The organism is Paenibacillus sp. FSL P2-0089 (genome assembly GCF_038595095.1).
GTDB classification, from domain to species: Bacteria; Bacillota; Bacilli; order Paenibacillales; family Paenibacillaceae; genus Paenibacillus_AQ; species Paenibacillus_AQ silagei.
The window spans coordinates 1,064,690-1,081,394 of record NZ_CP152006.1 but is presented as its reverse complement, the minus strand read 5'-3'; the positions used below and the strand labels follow the sequence as shown (position 1 = coordinate 1,081,394).

Genomic DNA, 16,705 nt, shown 5'->3' with positions numbered 1-16,705 from the left:
GTCTTTCTTCCGGTAGGACGGAACCGTACAAACTTCATCCGCTTGTTGTTCTCCTTGGCTCTCGTCCATTGTAGCGGGAATCAGCACCCAACATAACAGGATTCACTTCATTAACATCATGTTTTTACACACAAATTTCGCTATGCGCAAGCATCCTAGCTCCAAGAGTGGTTTGGCCCCTCCCCTGGTTGGACTTGCACCAACTAGATAATGCGTGCCTCTGGGCACGCCTAAAACAAAAAAGCAGAAAAACCTTGAATCATCAAGGTTTTTCTGCTTTTAACATGTTATGCGGTAGAGAGGACTCGAACCTCCACGGGTATACACCCACTACCCCCTCAAGATAGCGTGTCTGCCATTCCACCACTACCGCATATTGGTGACTCGTATGGGATACTCTCCACTCCGTTACGAGATTGCGAAGTATTCCTAACGATGCCTATGCTCCAACGAACCCAAGGATTCTCATCCCATACATTCGAAGAAGAAATGGTGACTCGTATGGGATTCGAACCCATGTTACCTCCGTGAAAGGGAGGTGTCTTAACCCCTTGACCAACGAGCCAAATTTAAAGTTTTTCTTTGTGACAACAAAAATGAGTATATCAAACGTCGGCGGATTTGACAAGCCTTTTTTTGAAGGTCGCATTTCCCGGAAAATACGGGGAGAACCGCAGTGTGCAGCCTCTGCTTCTCCCCTCTTAAGATCAGCTATCCCCGCCCGCAGCCAGCACCTGGATTCCATCCGCATATTCATACCCCAGACTCCCGGCCACCGCAGCATTGGTCACTTGGCCTGCCACTACATTCAGGCCGCGCGCAAGCGCCGCACTCTGGACTGCCGCCGCATGAATGCCCAGATTGGCAATCTGCAGCGCATAAGGAATAGTCACATTGGTCAGCGCTAGTGTCGAGGTCCTGGCGACCGCTCCAGGCATATTGGCTACGGCGTAATGGACCACGCCATGCTTCACATACGTCGGGTTCTCATGGGTGGTGATCCGGTCAATCGTCTCGATCGACCCGCCCTGATCAATCGCAACGTCCACAATTACAGAGCCCTCTTCCATCTGCTGCACCATATACTCTTTGACCAGCTTGGGGGCACGGGCACCGGGAATCAGCACCGCTCCGATCAGCAGATCCGCCCGGCGCACAGCCTGCTCCAGATGATAGGAATCCGACATCACGGTCACCAGCCGCCCGCCAAAAATATCATCCAGCGCGCGCAGACGACCCGCATTCAGATCCAGCACCGTGACGCGCGCCCCCATGCCCAGCGCGATCTTCGCCGCATTGGTGCCGACAATTCCTCCACCGACAATGACGACCTCTCCCGGCTGCACGCCAGGCACACCGCCAAGCAGAACGCCTTTGCCGCCATGCGGCTTCTCCAGCAAACCGGCACCGATCTGCACCGCCATCCGTCCGGCGACCTCACTCATCGGAATCAGCAGCGGCAGCGAGCCGTCTTCAAGCTGAATCGTCTCATAGCCCACAGCGGTCACACCGCTATCCACCAGTGCTTTGGTCAGCTCTGCTTCAGGTGCCAAGTGCAGATAGGTGAAGAGGATCAGCCCTTTGCGAAAATAACCGTACTCCTCCGGTAGTGGCTCCTTCACTTTGATAATCATCTCCGCCTTGCTCCAGACCTCAGTGGCCGTATCCAGAATCACAGCACCTTTATCCGAATATTCCTTGTCGCTGAAACCGCTGCCTATGCCGGCAGAAGCTTGAATATACACTTCATGACCTGCCTTCCGGAGCGCTTCCACCCCGGCCGGGGTGATGGCGACGCGGTTCTCGTTATTCTTGATTTCTGCGGGTACGCCAATAATCATGCCGATTCCCCCTCAAAGTTGTTCTATTATAGTCAACATTGTATCCCTGTAAGATGCGAAAAGAAAGGCTCCCATTCGGGGCCTTCCTCTTCACGGTTAAGGTGAGGCAAGAGACACCCTGGCCTCCTGCGGACCGGCTCCCCGTTCCTTCACCTTAGTATATGCAATTTCGCAGCTTAAGGATTAACCTTGGTTTCAAAGGTTTGCTTCCCGTCCACGAATTTCAGCACAACTGCGGCTTTGACCGGGTCATGCTTGTCGTTCAGGGTGATTTTACCTGTAGCGAGCTGCAGATCCTTAGTCGCTGCCAGTGCTTCTGTAATCTTGGCCGGATCAGCTTCACCCGCACGGGTAATCGCATCAGCCACCAGCTTCAGGGCATCATAGCCCAGGGCCGCCATACCATCAGGAACCGCTCCGCCGTTAGCCGCTTTGTAGGCGTCTACGAAGCTGGTTACTTCAGGAGCTGTATCTTCAGGCGAGTAGTGATTGGACATGAACGTATTCTCCAGCGCTTTGGCACCGGCTATTTCCGCCAGCTGCGGGGAATCCCAGCCGTCGCCGCCGAGGAACGGAACGGTAATGCCCATCTCACGGGCCTGCTTCACAATTTTACCTACTTCTTCATAATAACCAGGCAGGTAGATGACATCCGGGTTCGCTGCTTTGATCCGGGTCAGAACTGCTTTGAAGTCCGAATCCTTCTGCTGGTAGGACTCCTGGCTCAGCACTTCGCCGCCTTTGGCCTTGAAGGTCTCTTCGAAGAACTTCTGCAGACCCTTGGAATAGTCGGACGAAGTGTCGGTATAGATGACAGCCGTCTTAGCCTTCAGGGAATCAAGTGCAAAGTTAGCCATTACCTCCCCCTGGAACGGATCGATGAACGCCGCGCGGAACACGAATTCATTCACATTGCCGCTGCGTTCATCCACAGTAACCTTCGGATTGGTAGCTCCTACCGAGACAAGCGGAATCTTTTTCTCCGTAGCTACCGGAACGATCCCCAGCGTGTTGGTCGAAGTGGATGCGCCGATAATGGTCACGACCTTGTCATTGGTGATCAGCTTCTGTGCCGCCTGGGTAGCTTCTTCAGACTTCGATGCATTGTCTGCAACGACCAGCTCAAGCTGCTTGCCGAGTACACCGCCTGCGGCGTTGATCTGGTCAACCGCCAGCTTCGCGCCCTTGGATGCGGAGTCGCCGAAAGAAGCCTGACCGCCTGTGAGCTCAAGGTCAGCCCCGATTTTGATGGTGCCTCCGGCCGTATTTCCGCCGCTTGCAGAGTTACCGCTGTTCTCTGTGTTGTTGCCGCAGCCGGATGCTAATACCGCAGTCAATACTGTCGACAAGATAATGGCCCCAAGTTTCTTCATAGTTTCTCCCAGCCTCCTGATTATTTAGTTTATATATGTTGTTTCTGTGATGCTGCTGTAGTATGGATAGCCTGTTAGTGCCCGAGATAAGCCATTTTGATCTCATCGGAATCGGCCATTTCCTTGGCATCCCCTTCAAGCACGACCCGGCCTGTCTCCAGTACATAGGCACGGTCGGCGATTTTGAGCGCCTGGTGCGCATTCTGCTCGACCAGCAATACAGTGGTTCCTGCATCGTTGACTTCCTTGATAATCTTGAAAATATCCTGGACCAGCAGCGGCGCCAGCCCCATCGACGGCTCATCCAGCAGCAGCAGCTTCGGGTGGCCCATCAGGGCGCGCCCCATCGCCAGCATCTGCTGCTCCCCGCCTGACAGCGTTCCGGCTTGCTGCTTTTTGCGCTCCAGGAGACGCGGGAAGGTACGGTAGACATGCTCGAAGTCCGCAGCCAGGCTGCTTCCATCCTGCAGATAAGCGCCTAATTCGAGATTCTCCTCGACGGACATATTGGCGAATACACGCCGTCCTTCGGGACAATGGATCAGCCCTGCTTTGACAATCGCCTGCACGCTTTGATTCGTTATCGATTTATTGAGGAATTCAATACTTCCTGTCTTTGGCTTCAGCAGCCCCGAGAGCGTCTTGAGCAGCGTAGACTTGCCGGCACCGTTGGCACCGATCAAGGTCACAATCTCCCCCTGCTTCACGGTGATGCTCAGATCCTTCAAGGCATGAATTGCTCCGTAATATACGTTGATTCCCTGTACTATAAGCATGGCGCTACGCCTCCTGTCCCAGATACGCTTCGATGACCTTCGGATTGTTGCGGATCTCCGCCGGCGTTCCGTCAGCGATCAGGATTCCGCGGTCCAGCACATAGATACGGCTGCAGACCCCCATTACCAGTGACATATCATGCTCGATCAGCAGAATCGTCAGGTCGAATTCCTCCCGGATCCAGGCAATCAGATTCATCAGATCACGCGTCTCATTCGGGTTCATCCCGGCGGCCGGCTCATCAAGCAGCAGCAGCTTGGGTCCGGCCGCAAGCGCCCGGGCAATCTCCAGACGCCGCTGATTCCCATAGCTCAGGTTGCTCGCCACCTCGTCACTCTGGTCAGCCAAATTGAAGATTTTGAGAATATCCATCGCCTTCCGGGTAATCTCCTCTTCGCCCTGGAAATGCTTCGGCAGACGTAGCATCGAAGAGAACAACGAGTGCTTCGCATGCTGATGGAAGGCAATCTTAACGTTCTCCAGCACGGTCATAGCCGTAAACAGGCGGATGTTCTGGAACGTACGCGCAGCGCCTTTATGATTGATCTTGTAGGGCTTCATCCCGCCGATAGACTCATTATTCAAAAGAATGCTGCCCGACGATGGCGGGTACACTCCGGTCAACAGGTTGAACAGTGTCGTTTTACCGGCACCGTTGGGTCCGATCAGGCCGATCAGCTCGCCTTTATCAATATGAAGGGAGACCTCGCTGACCGCCTTCAGTCCGCCGAAGGCCCGGCTGGCCGCTTTCACATCAAGGAGTACCGCTGCTCTCGATTGCGTCATTTGCCTTTGCCTCCTTTTTGCTGAACTTGAAGAATGAGAATTTGCTTACGCCAAGCAGGCCGCTCGGACGGAAGATCATCATCAGAATGAGCACGATGGAGTAGATAATCATGCGCCATTCCGGGAATTCACGTAAGTAGGTGTACAGCAGGGTAACGAACACCGCACCCACGATAGAGCCTGCCGTACTGCCCAGCCCCCCGAGCACCACCATAACGATGATTTCAAAAGACTTCAGGAAGTTGAAGCTCCCCGGCGTAATAACATAGAACGTATGGGCCGACAGGCCGCCCGCCATACCGGCAAACAGCGCACCGATGGTGAAGGCGATGATTTTGTAGCGTGTTGTATTAATCCCCATCGCCTCAGCGGCAATCTCATTCTCGCGGATCGCAATACAGGCCCGGCCGTGAGTAGATCTAATGAAGTTATTAATCAGGACGACTGAGAGCAGAGTGAAGAAGAAGAGCATGGTCCAGGTGGTCTTGGCCGGAATGCCGCTGAGCCCTGAAGCTCCGCCGACATATTCCGTATTCAGCATAATGATGCGGATGATCTCACCGAAGCCCAGCGTCGCAATAGCCAGATAGTCCCCGTTAAGCCGGAGCGTAGGCATCCCGATTAATACACCGAATACCGCTGCCAGCAGTCCGCCCGCAAGAATCGCCGGAATGAACGGCACATTGTAGTCAAGGGTAAGAATCGCCGAGGTATACGCGCCCACCGACATGAATCCGGCATGACCAATCGAGAACTGCCCGGTAATCCCGGTAATCAGGTTCAGCGACACGGCCAGCATGATATTAACCCCGATGAGCAGCAGCATAGACTGATTCACATCACTAAGGATTTCTGTTGTTAGAAGAACTTTTACGATTCCATAGAACGCAAGGGCAATAAGAATGCCCAGCCAGAATTTTTTATTTATTTTTTTCACGGCAGCTTCCCCCTACACTTTCTCCCGGACATTCTTGCCGAACAGCCCGGATGGTTTGAAGATAAGGATTAGAATCAGTACCGCAAAGGCTACGCCGTCACGCCAGGACGAGAACCCGAGGGAAGAAATCTCTGTCTCCACGGTTCCCAGCAGCAATCCGCCAACAAGCGCACCCGGTATACTGCCAATCCCTCCAAGCACTGCCGCGACAAAAGCCTTCAGCCCGGGCATTACGCCCATGAGAGGATCAACCGAATTGTACGTCATGCCGAAAATCACGCCCGCTGCAGCGGCAAGCGCCGAACCGATGGCGAAGGTGGCGGAAATGGTGCGGTCTACGTTGATGCCCATCAGCCGCGCCGCTTCAACATCGAAGGATACGGCCCGCATGGCTTTGCCCGTTCGGGTGTACCTGACGATATATTGCAGCACCAGCATAAGAATTATCGTTGTTAGCAGAATCATGATCTGATTGGACTCGACCTGAATGGAGGAACCAAACAGGTGATACTGCTTCTTATCCATAATATCCGGGAAGCCCTTGGCCTGCGGCCCAAGGATCAGCACCCCCGTATATTCAAGCAGGAAGGATACACCAATGGCTGTGATCAGCGCTGCGATCCGTGTGGATTTACGAAGCGGCTTATACGCCAGACGTTCAATGCTGATACCTAGCAGCGCACTGATCGTCATCGAGATCATCAGCGACAAGAGCAGTACAACGATAGGCGGCAATCCGGCATTCGCCAGGTATTTGGCACTGTACAGACCGATGAACGACCCTACCATGAATACATCGCCATGCGCAAAATTAATCAGCTTGATGATACCGTACACCATTGTGTAACCAAGGGCGATCAGAGCGTAAATGCTGCCTACGGATATTCCGTTTATTAGTTGCTGAATGAAGTACTCCATCGCCATCCACTTCTCCCCATGTTCATCTTGTATACCCCTTTCTCTGTGCTGCTTCTCTTTTCTTGGATTATGATGTCATTTATATTAACACATGGTCAGAGAATCGTCACTAATAATTGTGGGAATTAATACAAAATTCAATAGTTGGTGTTATATTACATAACATGATATATGTAGGATTCAGTAGGTTATTGTAGGTTTGCGAAAAATGCGCAGAAAACAGGAGAAAAACAGAGGATTTTCAAGCAGGAACGTTTTAGAAGTTGTTTCCTTTTCTTATACAATACTTTTTTTCTGCGGAATTAATATAACATTTGTCTCTTTACAGCATCATTCCTTCAATTAATTAAAGGGGTAACGGGTTGAACCAGCAGTGTATGGAGGTGGAGGTCAGGCTGAAGGGTAGAATAGTCTCCCTACATCTACAGTCTCATTGATGACTGGGCCAAGGTCCCAAGGGGCTGCCAGGCTCCAGGTTGTTCCTCGCATTCCCGTTCGTTGCTATACTCTACCAAGCATTACACACATTCAAAGGAGTGAAATTGAAATGAGCACCATTGAAAAAAAGGAGACCGTCCAATCTGCCAGGAGAGGCTTGTTAGTATTCTTCCTGTTACTCATTCCTCTTACGGCTATTAGTTACATACTGGCTCTTACTGTAACGCCTGTGTATGGCTTGCTGCTGATGTGGGCGCCCGGGATCTCCTCTATACTCACCCGTATCCTGCTGCGTGAGGGCTTCGCGGATATCTCCCTGAGATTCGGGGGACGGCGCACGCTCAGGGCGATTCCGTTCATCTTGTTGTTGCCGGTTGCAGTTGGCCTGGTGGCCTACGGGACCGCCTGGATCACAGGACTGGCAGAGTATACCGGACACAATGGCAATGTTGCAGGTTCGCTGGCCGGGGCAATCCTTATTCAAATGTCCATCGGGACCGCGATGGGAATCATCAGCAGTGCAGGCGAGGAATTAGGGTGGAGAGGCTACATGCTGACCCGGCTCATAGAGGCCCGCGTCCCGAAGCCTATTCTCATGAGCGGACTGATCTGGGGCATCTGGCATATCCCGGCGATTCTAATCGGCAGCTACTATTCTGGCCCTTCTCTGGCCTTATCGGTCGTATTGTTCATGATAACCATCAGCTCATTCAACATCATTATTAGTCTATTGCGCTTAAGCACGGGGAGCCTATGGCCGGCAGTTCTGCTCCACGCCTCATGGAATGCTATCATTCAGGACGCTTTCGACCGGTTCACCAGCGGGAAGAATGCCTATCTCTGGACGGGTGAGTCTGGGATACTGGTGGCTGTTACGCTTGTGATTGCAGCGTGGTTCTTCTACAGAAGATCTACGCTAGATGTCAGATTGTAAATGGAAATTCGGCAAATACGATACAGCTGGCTTTTTTGAGCAGGATCAACGTTAGCACTTGGGTGGACGCTCCGCTGTTTAAGCGGGATGCGAAAACAGATTTTTTAACACAAAAAAGAAACCCTCCAAACATCAAGGGACCAAAAACAGAAAGCAGCAATTCTCCTATAAGAGAATCGCTGCTTTTTTAACATTTGAAGCTTTTACGAAATTTGAGATCTGACCTAACAATGATCGCCTAGTCTAAATATACCGCCTTACCCGTCTGGGCCGATTCATAGATGGCCTCCAGAATCCGGGAGACCACATAAGCCTGTTCAGGAGTCACGACCGGATCTTTATCCTGTTCGATCGCTTCGATCCACTTTCTTAATTCGATATCCGTAGATTTCTCCTCTTTGCCGTCATAGAAGGCTACTCCCCCGGCACCTAGCTCAATTTTATTCGTGTATAGCTTGCTGTGCTTCTCCCCGTTAATCCGGAGACCATCTTTCATGTCCGCACCCGCCTCGGTTCCGCTCAAGCTGCACTTGGCTTCATCCACGTCAAGCGAATTCAGCGCCCAGCTTGCTTCCAGCGTAATCGTTGCGCCGTTCTCCATTACAATCATCCCGAACGCAGAGTCTTCCACGGTGAATTTCTTCGGGTCCCAGGGCCCCCAGGCGTTGGCAGCGTCTTCTTTTTGAGAGAGCTCGTGGTATTTGGTCCCCAGCACAACCTTCGGTTTGTAGTTGTCCATCATCCAGAGCGTCAGATCCAGCGCATGGGTTCCAATATCAATCAGCGGGCCGCCCCCCTGCTTCTCCTCATCCAGGAACACCCCCCAGGTAGGGACTGCTCTGCGCCGGATAGCATGTGCTTTCGCATAATAGATATGACCGAGCTCGCCTGCTTCACAGACTTTTTTCAGATACAAGCTGTCTTGCCGGAACCGGTTGTCATACCCTATAGTCAGCTTCTTCCCTGTACGTTTCGCTGCTTCAGCCATACGTTTGGCATCTGCCGCTGTCTTGGCCATGGGCTTCTCACACATCACATGCTTGCCCGCTTCCAAGCCCGCAATGGATATTTCCGCATGCGCATCATTGGGAGTAAGCACATGAACAATATCAATGGAAGCATCCTTCAATAATTCCTGGTAATCCGTATAGACAGCCGCATCCGCATTGCCGTATTGTTCAGCAGCCGCTTCAGCCCGTTCCTTGATAATATCGCAAAAGGCCACCACTTCAACCTTATCCTGTCTGCTTAAGGCAGGCAGATGCTTCCCGTTCGCAATTCCTCCACAGCCGATCACGCCAACACGATACACTTTGCTCATCGTCATCTCATCCTCACTGTTCATGTATTTTACGGGACTTGCGGTAAGCAGCCGGGGTCATGCCCAGCCGCTTGCGGAATACCGAATGCAGATAGGTTGCATTGGTGAACCCCTCGGACTCCGCGATGTGTTCGATCGACAGGTTGCTGGCTTCAAGCTTGCTGCACACCGCCTGCAACCGGATATCTTCAAGAATCCGGCTGAAGGTGTGATCCGAATCAACCTGCTTAAATATCCGCTGTAGCTGCCTCGGACTAATATTCAGCTTCTCCGCAACATTCTCCAGCGTCACGGCTGCTGAATAATTCGCTTCCATGTACTGAACAGCATATTGATAGCGGTAGGTCACCATATCCCGTACGGGTGCCGCAACTCCCATCCCGCCTGTATCATACGCTCTGGTCACCTTAAGCAGGATACTGATCACGAGATGCTTGATGGAGGTGTAATATCCCGCAAGCTTGCCGTCACAGGCCTCATAGGCTTCCAGAAAACACTTCATCGCCCTGTGATAATCCTGCGCAGGGATCAGCGGCAGCCTCCTCAGCTTCTCCACGCATTCTTCCGCTTCCGCAACCTCCCATGGGTCTGCATCGTCTCTCTGCTTCTCCGTAATGTTGACATGCAGACATAACTCCTCCATCGACTCTTCCACATCTGCTTCCTGACGATGCATCACTCCCGGTCCGGTCAAATAGAGCATTCCCTCCGATAAAGGATACTGCTGATCCCCAAGAATGACCGTTCCCTTGCCCCGCGGGATGAAATGAAATTCAAATTCAGCATGGTTATGGAAATCAATGACCTTCCCCGGCGGAAAAGAGGTCAAATGAAACCGGAGAACAGAAATTTCATAATGTCCCCACAGGATGGAAATATCCAGTCTTTCCAGCAGATCCATCTTCTCAAACATAATCTCGAAGGGAAAAGGGCTCATGTTAACCTCCTGCTTGAGCTACGCTCTGTACCCGGATAAGTGATTAAGATTTCAGTTCGGCTAACCGGACCACCCGTCCTGCCTTCGCCGAGAGATTCGCCGCCTCCATTAACCGGGTAAGCTCCGTTGCCGCTTGAATATTGTCAGAAGCAAGCGTGTTGTTCTGGATGTGGGCCACCCACTGCTCAAAAGCGCTGTCACGGTTGGCCCGCACAGGCGTATCGTTCCAGGCAGCCCCTTGATCTGCTGCTTTATTACTTCTAACCAGCAGCTTCGCTTCAGGCGTTCCATAGAGCAGAGTTCCTTCCGTTCCATGCACTTCTATGGTAAAAGGGGAATAGCTGTTCACGAAGCCGGCTTCCACCACACCGATTGCTCCCGAATCCGTATAGAGCGTCGCAACTGCGTTGTCTTCCACTTCCTTGCCCGTCACATATCCGAAGCTCGCGCTGACCCCGGTCACCTCTTGACCCAGAAACAGCCTGGTCAGGTACATGGGATGACATCCCAGATCAATCAAAGCCCCGCCCTGGCATTGCTCCAGGCTATAGAAATGCTCGGGAAGCCATTTGGCTGTTGCGCCGTTATGGGATAAGCGGACTCTGACATACGTAATTTCCCCTAGCAGTCCCTGGCTTAGAATGTCTGTAACCGATAACGTATAACCGTCATTCAGCCGCGGCAGGGACACGGTTAGCTTCACTCCATGAGTCTCGACCTCTGAGAGGATTTCATTCACCTCACTCAGCGTTGCAGCTACAACCTTTTCGGTGAAGATATGCTTACCTGCTCTGGCCGCCGCAATCATGACCTCCCGGTGCATCTGGGTTGGCGCATCGACAATAACGGCATCTATATCCTTCCGGGCAAGCATGTCATCCAAAGAATCATAGAACGGGACATTCAAGCTCTCTGCCGCCTTCCTGCCCCGCTCCGCATCCTCGTCCCATACCGCAGCAATTTCCGTATCTCCATGCTCCTGGGCCTGTTTCGTATAATCCCAGGCATGTACATGCCAAAAGCTAATCTTGCCAATCCTAATGCTCACCCGCCTGCACCTCCATATACATTATTCTGACATCATCTATAAAGTATCACATAATAAGCAGGATTTTTAGTAGATAAATGCGACATCGATTATATGGAATTACGACATCAGACAGGGAGATCGTATCATCCAGAGATTCAGCTACTCCCGCTGGGTGAACGCAAAAAAGGAGCTCAATATGAGCTCCTTATGTGTTAATTGAAGAACGGAGAGAGAGGGATACTCTCGCTGCGCGAGAGATTGCGAAGCAACCCTAACGAAGCTTATGCTCCAACGAACCACCGAGGGTTCTCATCCCTAGCAGGGAAGTTTAATCAAAACGGAGAGAGAGGGATTCGAACCCTCGCACCGCTTACGCAGTCTAACCCCTTAGCAGAGGGTCCCCTTATAGCCACTTGGGTATCTCTCCAAGTAATGGCTCCCCGAACAGGACTCGAACCTGTGACAACTCGATTAACAGTCGAGTGCTCTACCAACTGAGCTATCAGGGAACATTAACATGAACAAGGATTAATTTATCATGATTCTACAGGTTAGTCAAGCGCGTAGCGAGAGATTATGAGATCGTTTACATCATCAGATCCACTCACCGTCCAACGGCACGGCAACACGGCCGGACAAGCCTTCCTGTTCAAGGCGCTGCTTCAGTAGTTCCCTCGTCACATGGCAGTGGTTAATCGTATCCATATGCACAGCAATTACCGAAGCAGCCGGAGCGGCATGACACACCTCCACAATATCCTGTTCATTCATGGTAATGGGGCCTCCGCTGAGGAAGCTGGCGCCTCCGGCGTTGACAATAATCACCTCCGGCGCTTCCCCGGCTATCACCTGCTGAACCTCTTCGCACCAGATGGTATCTCCCGCCAGGTACAGCATAGGTTCGCCCTCCGCCCGGAAGACGAAGCCGGAAACCTTGCCCATTAATTCTCCTATCTCCCCTGTCCCGTGATGTCCGCCTGTACGTGTCAGGGTCACACCGCCCACGGACACAGAGCCGGTATCCATAATTTCTGTAACACGCCCGAAGCCCTGGGCAGCAATTCGCTCCCCATCACCTTCCTGGCAATACACCGGCAGTGCCTTGGACAGCGCTTCTGCCGCTGCTGTATCCCAGTGATCCTGATGCAGATGTGTGATCAGCACAGCATCCGGCTCCATCCACTGCTGAACCGGACCAGGCAGGGGTACCAGGGGATTCCGGCGTTCATCGCCCGAATTCATAATCGGCGGATTCACACCCTGCGCACTCAGCATGGGATCGATCAGAAACGTCGTACCGCCGTATTCCAGCCATAGGGTGGCGTGGCGGATCAGCTTTATTTTCATCATATGCACCTCTTCCCGGATCTCTTCCTTAAGATCAAATTCTGATACAATAAGTATAGATCAGCGCAAGAACAGAAGACATTGTGCCGCGAAAGAGATTCTTACGTTCTGCTTTCAGCCGGAAAGGAAATCACGAATATGTCCCCTTATCTCATCGACAACACCGATTACCGCATCCTTCAGCTCCTGATCGAAGATTCCACATTAAGCCATAAGGATATCGGGGCGATGGTCCATCTGACCGGCCAGGCGGTAGGCGCACGTGTCCGCAGAATGCGGGAGCTTGGCATCATTGAAGGCTACACCATCCGTTATAACCCGCTGCGGATGGGTCAGAGCATTCATGCCTTTATAACGGTTTTTCTCAGCAGCAACAAGGATCATCCGCCTTTTCAGGCTTTTGCGAAGACCCATGAGAGTGTCACTGAGCTGTACCGCATCAGCGGGGAAGGCTGTTACTTAATGCGGGTACGCACTGTGGATCAGGACGCGCTGACTGCTTTCTTGGACGAACTGCTGAAGTACGGCAATTACCGGGTCAACCTGGACATGGGCCAGATCAAATAGCATTAAGCATAAGAAATGCCAAGGAGGCCGACATGAATAACAAGATAGAACCACCCAGAATCCCAGATCCCGGGCTGCTTACGCCACAGGACATTCACACCCTTGCTTCCAAAGACGAATTCAGCCGCTGCCTCATCGAAGGAGCGCTCATTGAATATCAGGAGGCTACGAGGGTAGCTTTCGACAAGACTATTTTCAAAAACGTCACCATCACGGAATCCTCGCTGCAGCGCATCGAGCTTACCGATGTGATCTTCGATCATTGCGACCTGTCCAATGTGGATTTCAGCGACGCCTTCATACACCGGACCGAGTTCAGGGATTGCCGCTTGATCGGCACAGACTTCACCAGAGCGCGGTTTCAAAATGTATCCATTACCGGATGTATCGGGGAATTCGCGGTGTTTCGTTTTGCCAACTTCAAAGGGGCTTCCTTCGAGCGCAGCTCGCTGGTCAGCGCGGATTATTACCAATCCACCCTGAAAGACCTGTATTTCTCGGAATGTAATCTGGAGCAGGCCACGCTGGCAGGATGCAAGCTGAAGGGCGTTGACCTGAGCGACTGCGAGTTCACCGGCCTGCTGGTGGATCTCCAGGATCTGGAGGGCTGTATCATCTCTGCGGAGCAGGCGGCTTCTTTTGCCGGACTACTAGGTCTGGTTATCAAACATTAAGTAGCCGGACCCGCGCCCGCTTCTAGCGCAATCAGCTTCAGCTTGCCGGAGCATTTACCGCAGCGGTACCGCCCAGGATCGGCCCGGCGCTTACGCAGATATTCAGTGGCACAGACGATGCATACCAGCTTATACCGGTAAGGCTGCGGCTTACGGGCCTTGGCGCCCGGCAGGGTCTGACAATACCGGCTGCCGCCTACGCGGGCCAGCAGTGTTTTGAAATCAGCATCCCGGTGCATATATCCCCGCTTCGCAAGATGCAGGTGGTAGTGGCAGAGCTCGTGCTTAATGATCTTCTCCGTCTCCTCCCGTCCGTACATCGCCAGCTGCTGGGGGTTAATCTCTATATTATGGCTCTTGGTAAAATATCGTCCGCCGGTTGTCGTAAGTCTGCTGTTAAAGCTCGCCGTATGCCGGAAAGGCACGCCAAAGCTCTTCAGTGACACCTGCTCAATCCATTGCTGCAGCTCTTCGTTGCTCATACTGGTCATAGCGTTCCTTCACGGTCCTCTCTGCCTGAAATTAGATCACTACTTGAATTGTAACTTGCCCATACGCTACACTGTCAAGAAGGAAGACAAGTCCGGAGGGAGAATGAAACATGCCTAGAATGCGTTACGTAATTATGCAGCAGGATCAGGAATTGCTATTCGTGGAGATGCCGGAGGAATATGCTTACCAGCTAAGCGCCCTCAATCTTCGCCTGAACAAAGAAATCGACAAGCTGACAGCCGAGAATGTACCCGGACTGCCGCGGGCGGTGGCCGAATGCGAGGCGCTGGAGCTGCTGCGCGAAGAGCATCACTTGGAGTCGGGGCTGGCGTATATTAACCGGCTGGAGCAGGCTTTTGCCTCCATTAAGGAGGAGCATTACCCGCTGATCTCTCTATTGACCGAAATCCGGGCGCTCCAGGCCCAGCTGGAACAATGGTATGAAGAGGAAGAAGAACGGGTGCAGTAGCGCCGGTTCCGGGCGGCCTTGTGAAATTCGGCTTGGCTAACTGAAACTAACCGTGCACCTTTGGGCGTATTCCCCCATATGCTATCTATACACAGGAAGCATGCAGAGGAGGGGTACCCTTGCCACAATGGCTTCGCCAACAGCTCATGAAGGCCTATTTCAAGAAGGACTGCCGTCAGATTAGACTGCTGAATGAATGCTGGTTCTTTTACCGGAATACCGCCGATTCCCACGAGATGATCCAGAAGAACGTATAGGTTATGTCAAAAAAAAGCCGCGATCCCCTAAGGGGCATCGTGGCTTTTTGGCGTAAATCCGGCCAAGTCTGCGCTTGGCAGCCGGCTTATTTAAACATCGGGAATACGTATTTCACCAGGAAAAACAGAACTCCGAAGGTGATTATAATGTAGGCTGCATATTTAATGAACGTGGATGCGACCAGACTGGAATCCGATTTGCGGTGCACCTCTGTCCGTTCAACCTCAACACTTCTGTCCTTGTAATTCGGCTCCATCTTCAATCTCTCCTCTCGGGGGTTAGCTGCATGTCAACCATTAACCCGGGGATTTGGAGCTGAAACAGTAGTATAGAGGCGCAGGCTGCTTGTAAAATATGGATGTCGTCTTAATCGAAACGGCGGGTGCCTGGCCAGGAGCCCTGCAGCTTGCGGACCAGTACAATCTGTCCCGTATGATAGGCATCATGCAGAATCAGGCTCATTACCTCTTCGCCCGGCGCATGTCCAGAGCCGCCCCATTCATATGCGCCTTCTTCCAAAGCTACAATAATCTCGCGCAGCGAAGCATGAATGGACTTCAGCTTGTCTACCGCCTGTTTCCAATCCTCTTCCCCGCTTCCTGTTACAGTGAACGTTGCATCGTTGCTCTCCAGATCAGGCAATTTCTCCATTCCCTTGAGCTTACGCAGCAGACGCTCCTTATAATAAGTCAGATGGTTAACGTTCTCCCAGATCGAATTGCCCGCAGCTCCCTCCGGCTTCCAAACGGCCTGCTCACTGTTCACGCCTTCAAGTGCAGCACTAAGCGGCGGCTGCCAATCCTCCACATCCATCACATAATCCCAGTTCTCGATCAGCACATCGCTAATTTTGTTTTCCATTTGAATTCCTCCTGTAATTTGTGGATGTCAATGATTTTGTAACGACTAAACAACCATAATAACAGTTACACGAGCACTTTAACATATTTGCCGGAGTGTATCAAGTAACTAGCATAACTTGTTTTTAACTGTTACAATCAAAGGAAAGGTAACGCGAAAGGACAGATGAAGCTTGCTGTGGGTAGATTTCATGAACAGCTATTGGCGGAATTGGCGGACTAGTGACCGGAGCACGGACCAGGACCGGCTGGAGGACCCCAAGTGGCTGGCGGAGTGGCTGGCGGAGCACAAGCTGCCGGCGGCAGCTCCTCCCCGGCTGGAGGAGTTGGAGCAGCTCAAAGACCTGCGCGGCTTGTTGTGGGACGAGCTCCAGCGGCTGGTCGCGGGAGAGTCTCCGTCTACAGAACTGCTTGCGCAGTTAAATACTTACATGGGCAACGGGCCGGTTGTTCGCCGTGTGGTCTGGACGCCCGCAGGTGACGCAGAGATCTCACTCCAGCCGCAGGGTGCGGACTGGGGGCAGATTATGGCGGAGATTGCCGCTTCTTTTGCGGCTGCGCTGCTGGAGAAGGAACCTTCTCGCTTCCGCATTTGCGGGAATCCTGACTGTCTCTGGGTCTATTACGACGATACCCGCAACCGCTCGAAGCGGTACTGCGACGACAAGCTGTGCGGGAATCTGATGAAGGTCCGGCGGTTCCGGGCACGCAAAAAAGCAGCGGAGGGTGAAGCTTCAAAGGAATAA

19 protein-coding genes and 4 tRNA genes are annotated in these 16,705 nt (G+C 52.4%); 6 read left to right on the top strand and 17 right to left on the bottom strand.

The genetic code is table 11. The annotated features are described in order from the left end of the window. Window positions 1-290: 290 nt before the first annotated feature. The 8 genes from NST69_RS04470 to NST69_RS04435 form a co-directional block, all read right to left on the bottom strand. Window positions 291-373, bottom strand: a tRNA-Leu gene (locus tag NST69_RS04470). Window positions 374-490: 117 nt separating this feature from the next. After that, window positions 491-565: transfer RNA gene (locus NST69_RS04465), tRNA-Glu, on the bottom strand. Window positions 566-707: 142 nt separating this feature from the next. After that, the gene (gene ald, locus NST69_RS04460; protein WP_339254196.1) at window positions 708-1,841 is read right to left on the bottom strand and encodes an alanine dehydrogenase; all 1,134 of its coding nucleotides are present in this window, start codon (window positions 1,839-1,841) and stop codon (window positions 708-710) included. Between the two features lie 176 nt (window positions 1,842-2,017). Then, window positions 2,018-3,214 (bottom strand): ABC transporter substrate-binding protein, encoded by a 1,197-nt coding sequence (locus tag NST69_RS04455; RefSeq protein ID WP_339254195.1) that lies wholly within the window; start codon window positions 3,212-3,214, stop codon window positions 2,018-2,020. 74 nt (window positions 3,215-3,288) lie between these two features. Continuing rightward, window positions 3,289-3,990: an ABC transporter ATP-binding protein gene (locus NST69_RS04450; protein ID WP_339254193.1), complete on the bottom strand. Its 702-nt coding sequence runs from the start codon at window positions 3,988-3,990 to the stop codon at window positions 3,289-3,291. 4 nt (window positions 3,991-3,994) lie between these two features. Continuing rightward, window positions 3,995-4,777, bottom strand: a complete 783-nt coding sequence (locus tag NST69_RS04445; RefSeq protein WP_339222793.1) for an ABC transporter ATP-binding protein — start codon at window positions 4,775-4,777, stop codon at window positions 3,995-3,997. Further along, the gene (locus NST69_RS04440) at window positions 4,746-5,714 is read right to left on the bottom strand and encodes a branched-chain amino acid ABC transporter permease (protein ID WP_339254191.1); all 969 of its coding nucleotides are present in this window, start codon (window positions 5,712-5,714) and stop codon (window positions 4,746-4,748) included. The genes NST69_RS04445 and NST69_RS04440 overlap by 32 nt, the downstream gene beginning before the upstream one ends. Window positions 5,715-5,726: 12 nt before the next feature. Beyond that, a complete protein-coding gene (locus NST69_RS04435; RefSeq protein WP_036723345.1) occupies window positions 5,727-6,632 on the bottom strand; it encodes a branched-chain amino acid ABC transporter permease in 906 nt (301 codons plus the stop codon). Window positions 6,633-7,179: 547 nt separating this feature from the next. Between NST69_RS04435 and NST69_RS04430 the strand changes: the two genes are divergently transcribed. Beyond that, window positions 7,180-8,004 carry a type II CAAX endopeptidase family protein gene (locus NST69_RS04430; protein ID WP_339254189.1) on the top strand — a complete coding sequence of 275 codons (825 nt, stop codon included), beginning with the start codon at window positions 7,180-7,182 and terminating at the stop codon, window positions 8,002-8,004. A 238-nt stretch (window positions 8,005-8,242) separates the two neighbouring features. Here NST69_RS04430 and NST69_RS04425 read toward each other — a convergent pair whose 3' ends face one another. The 6 genes from NST69_RS04425 to NST69_RS04400 all read right to left on the bottom strand — a co-directional run bounded on the left by NST69_RS04425 (window position 8,243) and on the right by NST69_RS04400 (window position 12,639). Further along, entirely contained in the window at window positions 8,243-9,325 is a 1,083-nt protein-coding gene (locus tag NST69_RS04425; protein ID WP_339254187.1) for a Gfo/Idh/MocA family oxidoreductase, read from the bottom strand. 13 nt (window positions 9,326-9,338) lie between these two features. Continuing rightward, window positions 9,339-10,262 (bottom strand): AraC family transcriptional regulator, encoded by a 924-nt coding sequence (locus tag NST69_RS04420; RefSeq protein ID WP_339254185.1) that lies wholly within the window; start codon window positions 10,260-10,262, stop codon window positions 9,339-9,341. A gap of 43 nt (window positions 10,263-10,305) precedes the next feature. Beyond that, the gene (locus tag NST69_RS04415; RefSeq protein WP_339254183.1) at window positions 10,306-11,310 is read right to left on the bottom strand and encodes a Gfo/Idh/MocA family oxidoreductase; all 1,005 of its coding nucleotides are present in this window, start codon (window positions 11,308-11,310) and stop codon (window positions 10,306-10,308) included. A gap of 320 nt (window positions 11,311-11,630) precedes the next feature. Beyond that, window positions 11,631-11,719: transfer RNA gene (locus NST69_RS04410), tRNA-Ser, on the bottom strand. Window positions 11,720-11,725: 6 nt separating this feature from the next. After that, window positions 11,726-11,801: transfer RNA gene (locus NST69_RS04405), tRNA-Asn, on the bottom strand. A gap of 85 nt (window positions 11,802-11,886) precedes the next feature. Further along, entirely contained in the window at window positions 11,887-12,639 is a 753-nt protein-coding gene (locus tag NST69_RS04400; RefSeq protein WP_342550080.1) for an MBL fold metallo-hydrolase, read from the bottom strand. Window positions 12,640-12,777: 138 nt separating this feature from the next. Here NST69_RS04400 and NST69_RS04395 point away from each other — a divergent pair, with 138 nt between their 5' ends. Together NST69_RS04395 and NST69_RS04390 are read left to right on the top strand one after the other, a co-directional pair. Continuing rightward, window positions 12,778-13,206: an Lrp/AsnC family transcriptional regulator gene (locus tag NST69_RS04395; RefSeq protein WP_342548606.1), complete on the top strand. Its 429-nt coding sequence runs from the start codon at window positions 12,778-12,780 to the stop codon at window positions 13,204-13,206. A 32-nt stretch (window positions 13,207-13,238) separates the two neighbouring features. After that, the gene (locus NST69_RS04390) at window positions 13,239-13,880 is read left to right on the top strand and encodes a pentapeptide repeat-containing protein (protein WP_342548605.1); all 642 of its coding nucleotides are present in this window, start codon (window positions 13,239-13,241) and stop codon (window positions 13,878-13,880) included. Here NST69_RS04390 and NST69_RS04385 read toward each other — a convergent pair. Next, window positions 13,877-14,362: a SprT family protein gene (locus NST69_RS04385; RefSeq protein ID WP_339314774.1), complete on the bottom strand. Its 486-nt coding sequence runs from the start codon at window positions 14,360-14,362 to the stop codon at window positions 13,877-13,879. The genes NST69_RS04390 and NST69_RS04385 overlap by 4 nt on opposite strands. Window positions 14,363-14,481: 119 nt before the next feature. Between NST69_RS04385 and NST69_RS04380 the strand changes: the two genes are divergently transcribed. Then, entirely contained in the window at window positions 14,482-14,841 is a 360-nt protein-coding gene (locus NST69_RS04380) for a hypothetical protein (protein WP_036697237.1), read from the top strand. Between the two features lie 119 nt (window positions 14,842-14,960). Next, on the top strand, window positions 14,961-15,098 hold the full coding sequence (cmpA, locus tag NST69_RS04375) for a cortex morphogenetic protein CmpA (RefSeq protein WP_143803736.1): 138 nt from the start codon (window positions 14,961-14,963) through the stop codon (window positions 15,096-15,098). Between the two features lie 86 nt (window positions 15,099-15,184). Here the strand turns inward: cmpA and NST69_RS04370 are convergent, their stop codons facing one another. Then, a complete protein-coding gene (locus NST69_RS04370; protein ID WP_200869223.1) occupies window positions 15,185-15,355 on the bottom strand; it encodes a hypothetical protein in 171 nt (56 codons plus the stop codon). Between the two features lie 110 nt (window positions 15,356-15,465). Continuing rightward, window positions 15,466-15,960 carry a DinB family protein gene (locus NST69_RS04365; RefSeq protein ID WP_342548604.1) on the bottom strand — a complete coding sequence of 165 codons (495 nt, stop codon included), beginning with the start codon at window positions 15,958-15,960 and terminating at the stop codon, window positions 15,466-15,468. Window positions 15,961-16,132: 172 nt separating this feature from the next. Here NST69_RS04365 and NST69_RS04360 point away from each other — a divergent pair, with 172 nt between their 5' ends. Next, window positions 16,133-16,705, top strand: a complete 573-nt coding sequence (locus NST69_RS04360; RefSeq protein ID WP_342548603.1) for a CGNR zinc finger domain-containing protein — start codon at window positions 16,133-16,135, stop codon at window positions 16,703-16,705.

Excerpts from the sequence above, each read along its gene's own strand:
- ald (WP_339254196.1), bottom strand. The coding sequence starts at position 1,841 with ATGATTATTGGCGTACCCGCAGAAATCAAGAATAACGAGAACCGCGTC.
- NST69_RS04455 (WP_339254195.1), bottom strand. The coding sequence starts at position 3,214 with ATGAAGAAACTTGGGGCCATTATCTTGTCGACAGTATTGACTGCGGTA.
- NST69_RS04450 (WP_339254193.1), bottom strand. The coding sequence starts at position 3,990 with ATGCTTATAGTACAGGGAATCAACGTATATTACGGAGCAATTCATGCC.
- NST69_RS04445 (WP_339222793.1), bottom strand. The coding sequence starts at position 4,777 with ATGACGCAATCGAGAGCAGCGGTACTCCTTGATGTGAAAGCGGCCAGC.
- NST69_RS04435 (WP_036723345.1), bottom strand. The coding sequence starts at position 6,632 with ATGGAGTACTTCATTCAGCAACTAATAAACGGAATATCCGTAGGCAGC.
- NST69_RS04430 (WP_339254189.1), top strand. The coding sequence starts at position 7,180 with ATGAGCACCATTGAAAAAAAGGAGACCGTCCAATCTGCCAGGAGAGGC.
- NST69_RS04425 (WP_339254187.1), bottom strand. The coding sequence starts at position 9,325 with ATGAGCAAAGTGTATCGTGTTGGCGTGATCGGCTGTGGAGGAATTGCG.
- NST69_RS04420 (WP_339254185.1), bottom strand. The coding sequence starts at position 10,262 with ATGAGCCCTTTTCCCTTCGAGATTATGTTTGAGAAGATGGATCTGCTG.
- NST69_RS04400 (WP_342550080.1), bottom strand. The coding sequence starts at position 12,639 with ATGAAAATAAAGCTGATCCGCCACGCCACCCTATGGCTGGAATACGGC.
- NST69_RS04395 (WP_342548606.1), top strand. The coding sequence starts at position 12,778 with ATGTCCCCTTATCTCATCGACAACACCGATTACCGCATCCTTCAGCTC.
- NST69_RS04390 (WP_342548605.1), top strand. The coding sequence starts at position 13,239 with ATGAATAACAAGATAGAACCACCCAGAATCCCAGATCCCGGGCTGCTT.
- NST69_RS04385 (WP_339314774.1), bottom strand. The coding sequence starts at position 14,362 with ATGAGCAACGAAGAGCTGCAGCAATGGATTGAGCAGGTGTCACTGAAG.
- NST69_RS04380 (WP_036697237.1), top strand. The coding sequence starts at position 14,482 with ATGCCTAGAATGCGTTACGTAATTATGCAGCAGGATCAGGAATTGCTA.
- NST69_RS04370 (WP_200869223.1), bottom strand. The coding sequence starts at position 15,355 with ATGGAGCCGAATTACAAGGACAGAAGTGTTGAGGTTGAACGGACAGAG.
- NST69_RS04365 (WP_342548604.1), bottom strand. The coding sequence starts at position 15,960 with ATGGAAAACAAAATTAGCGATGTGCTGATCGAGAACTGGGATTATGTG.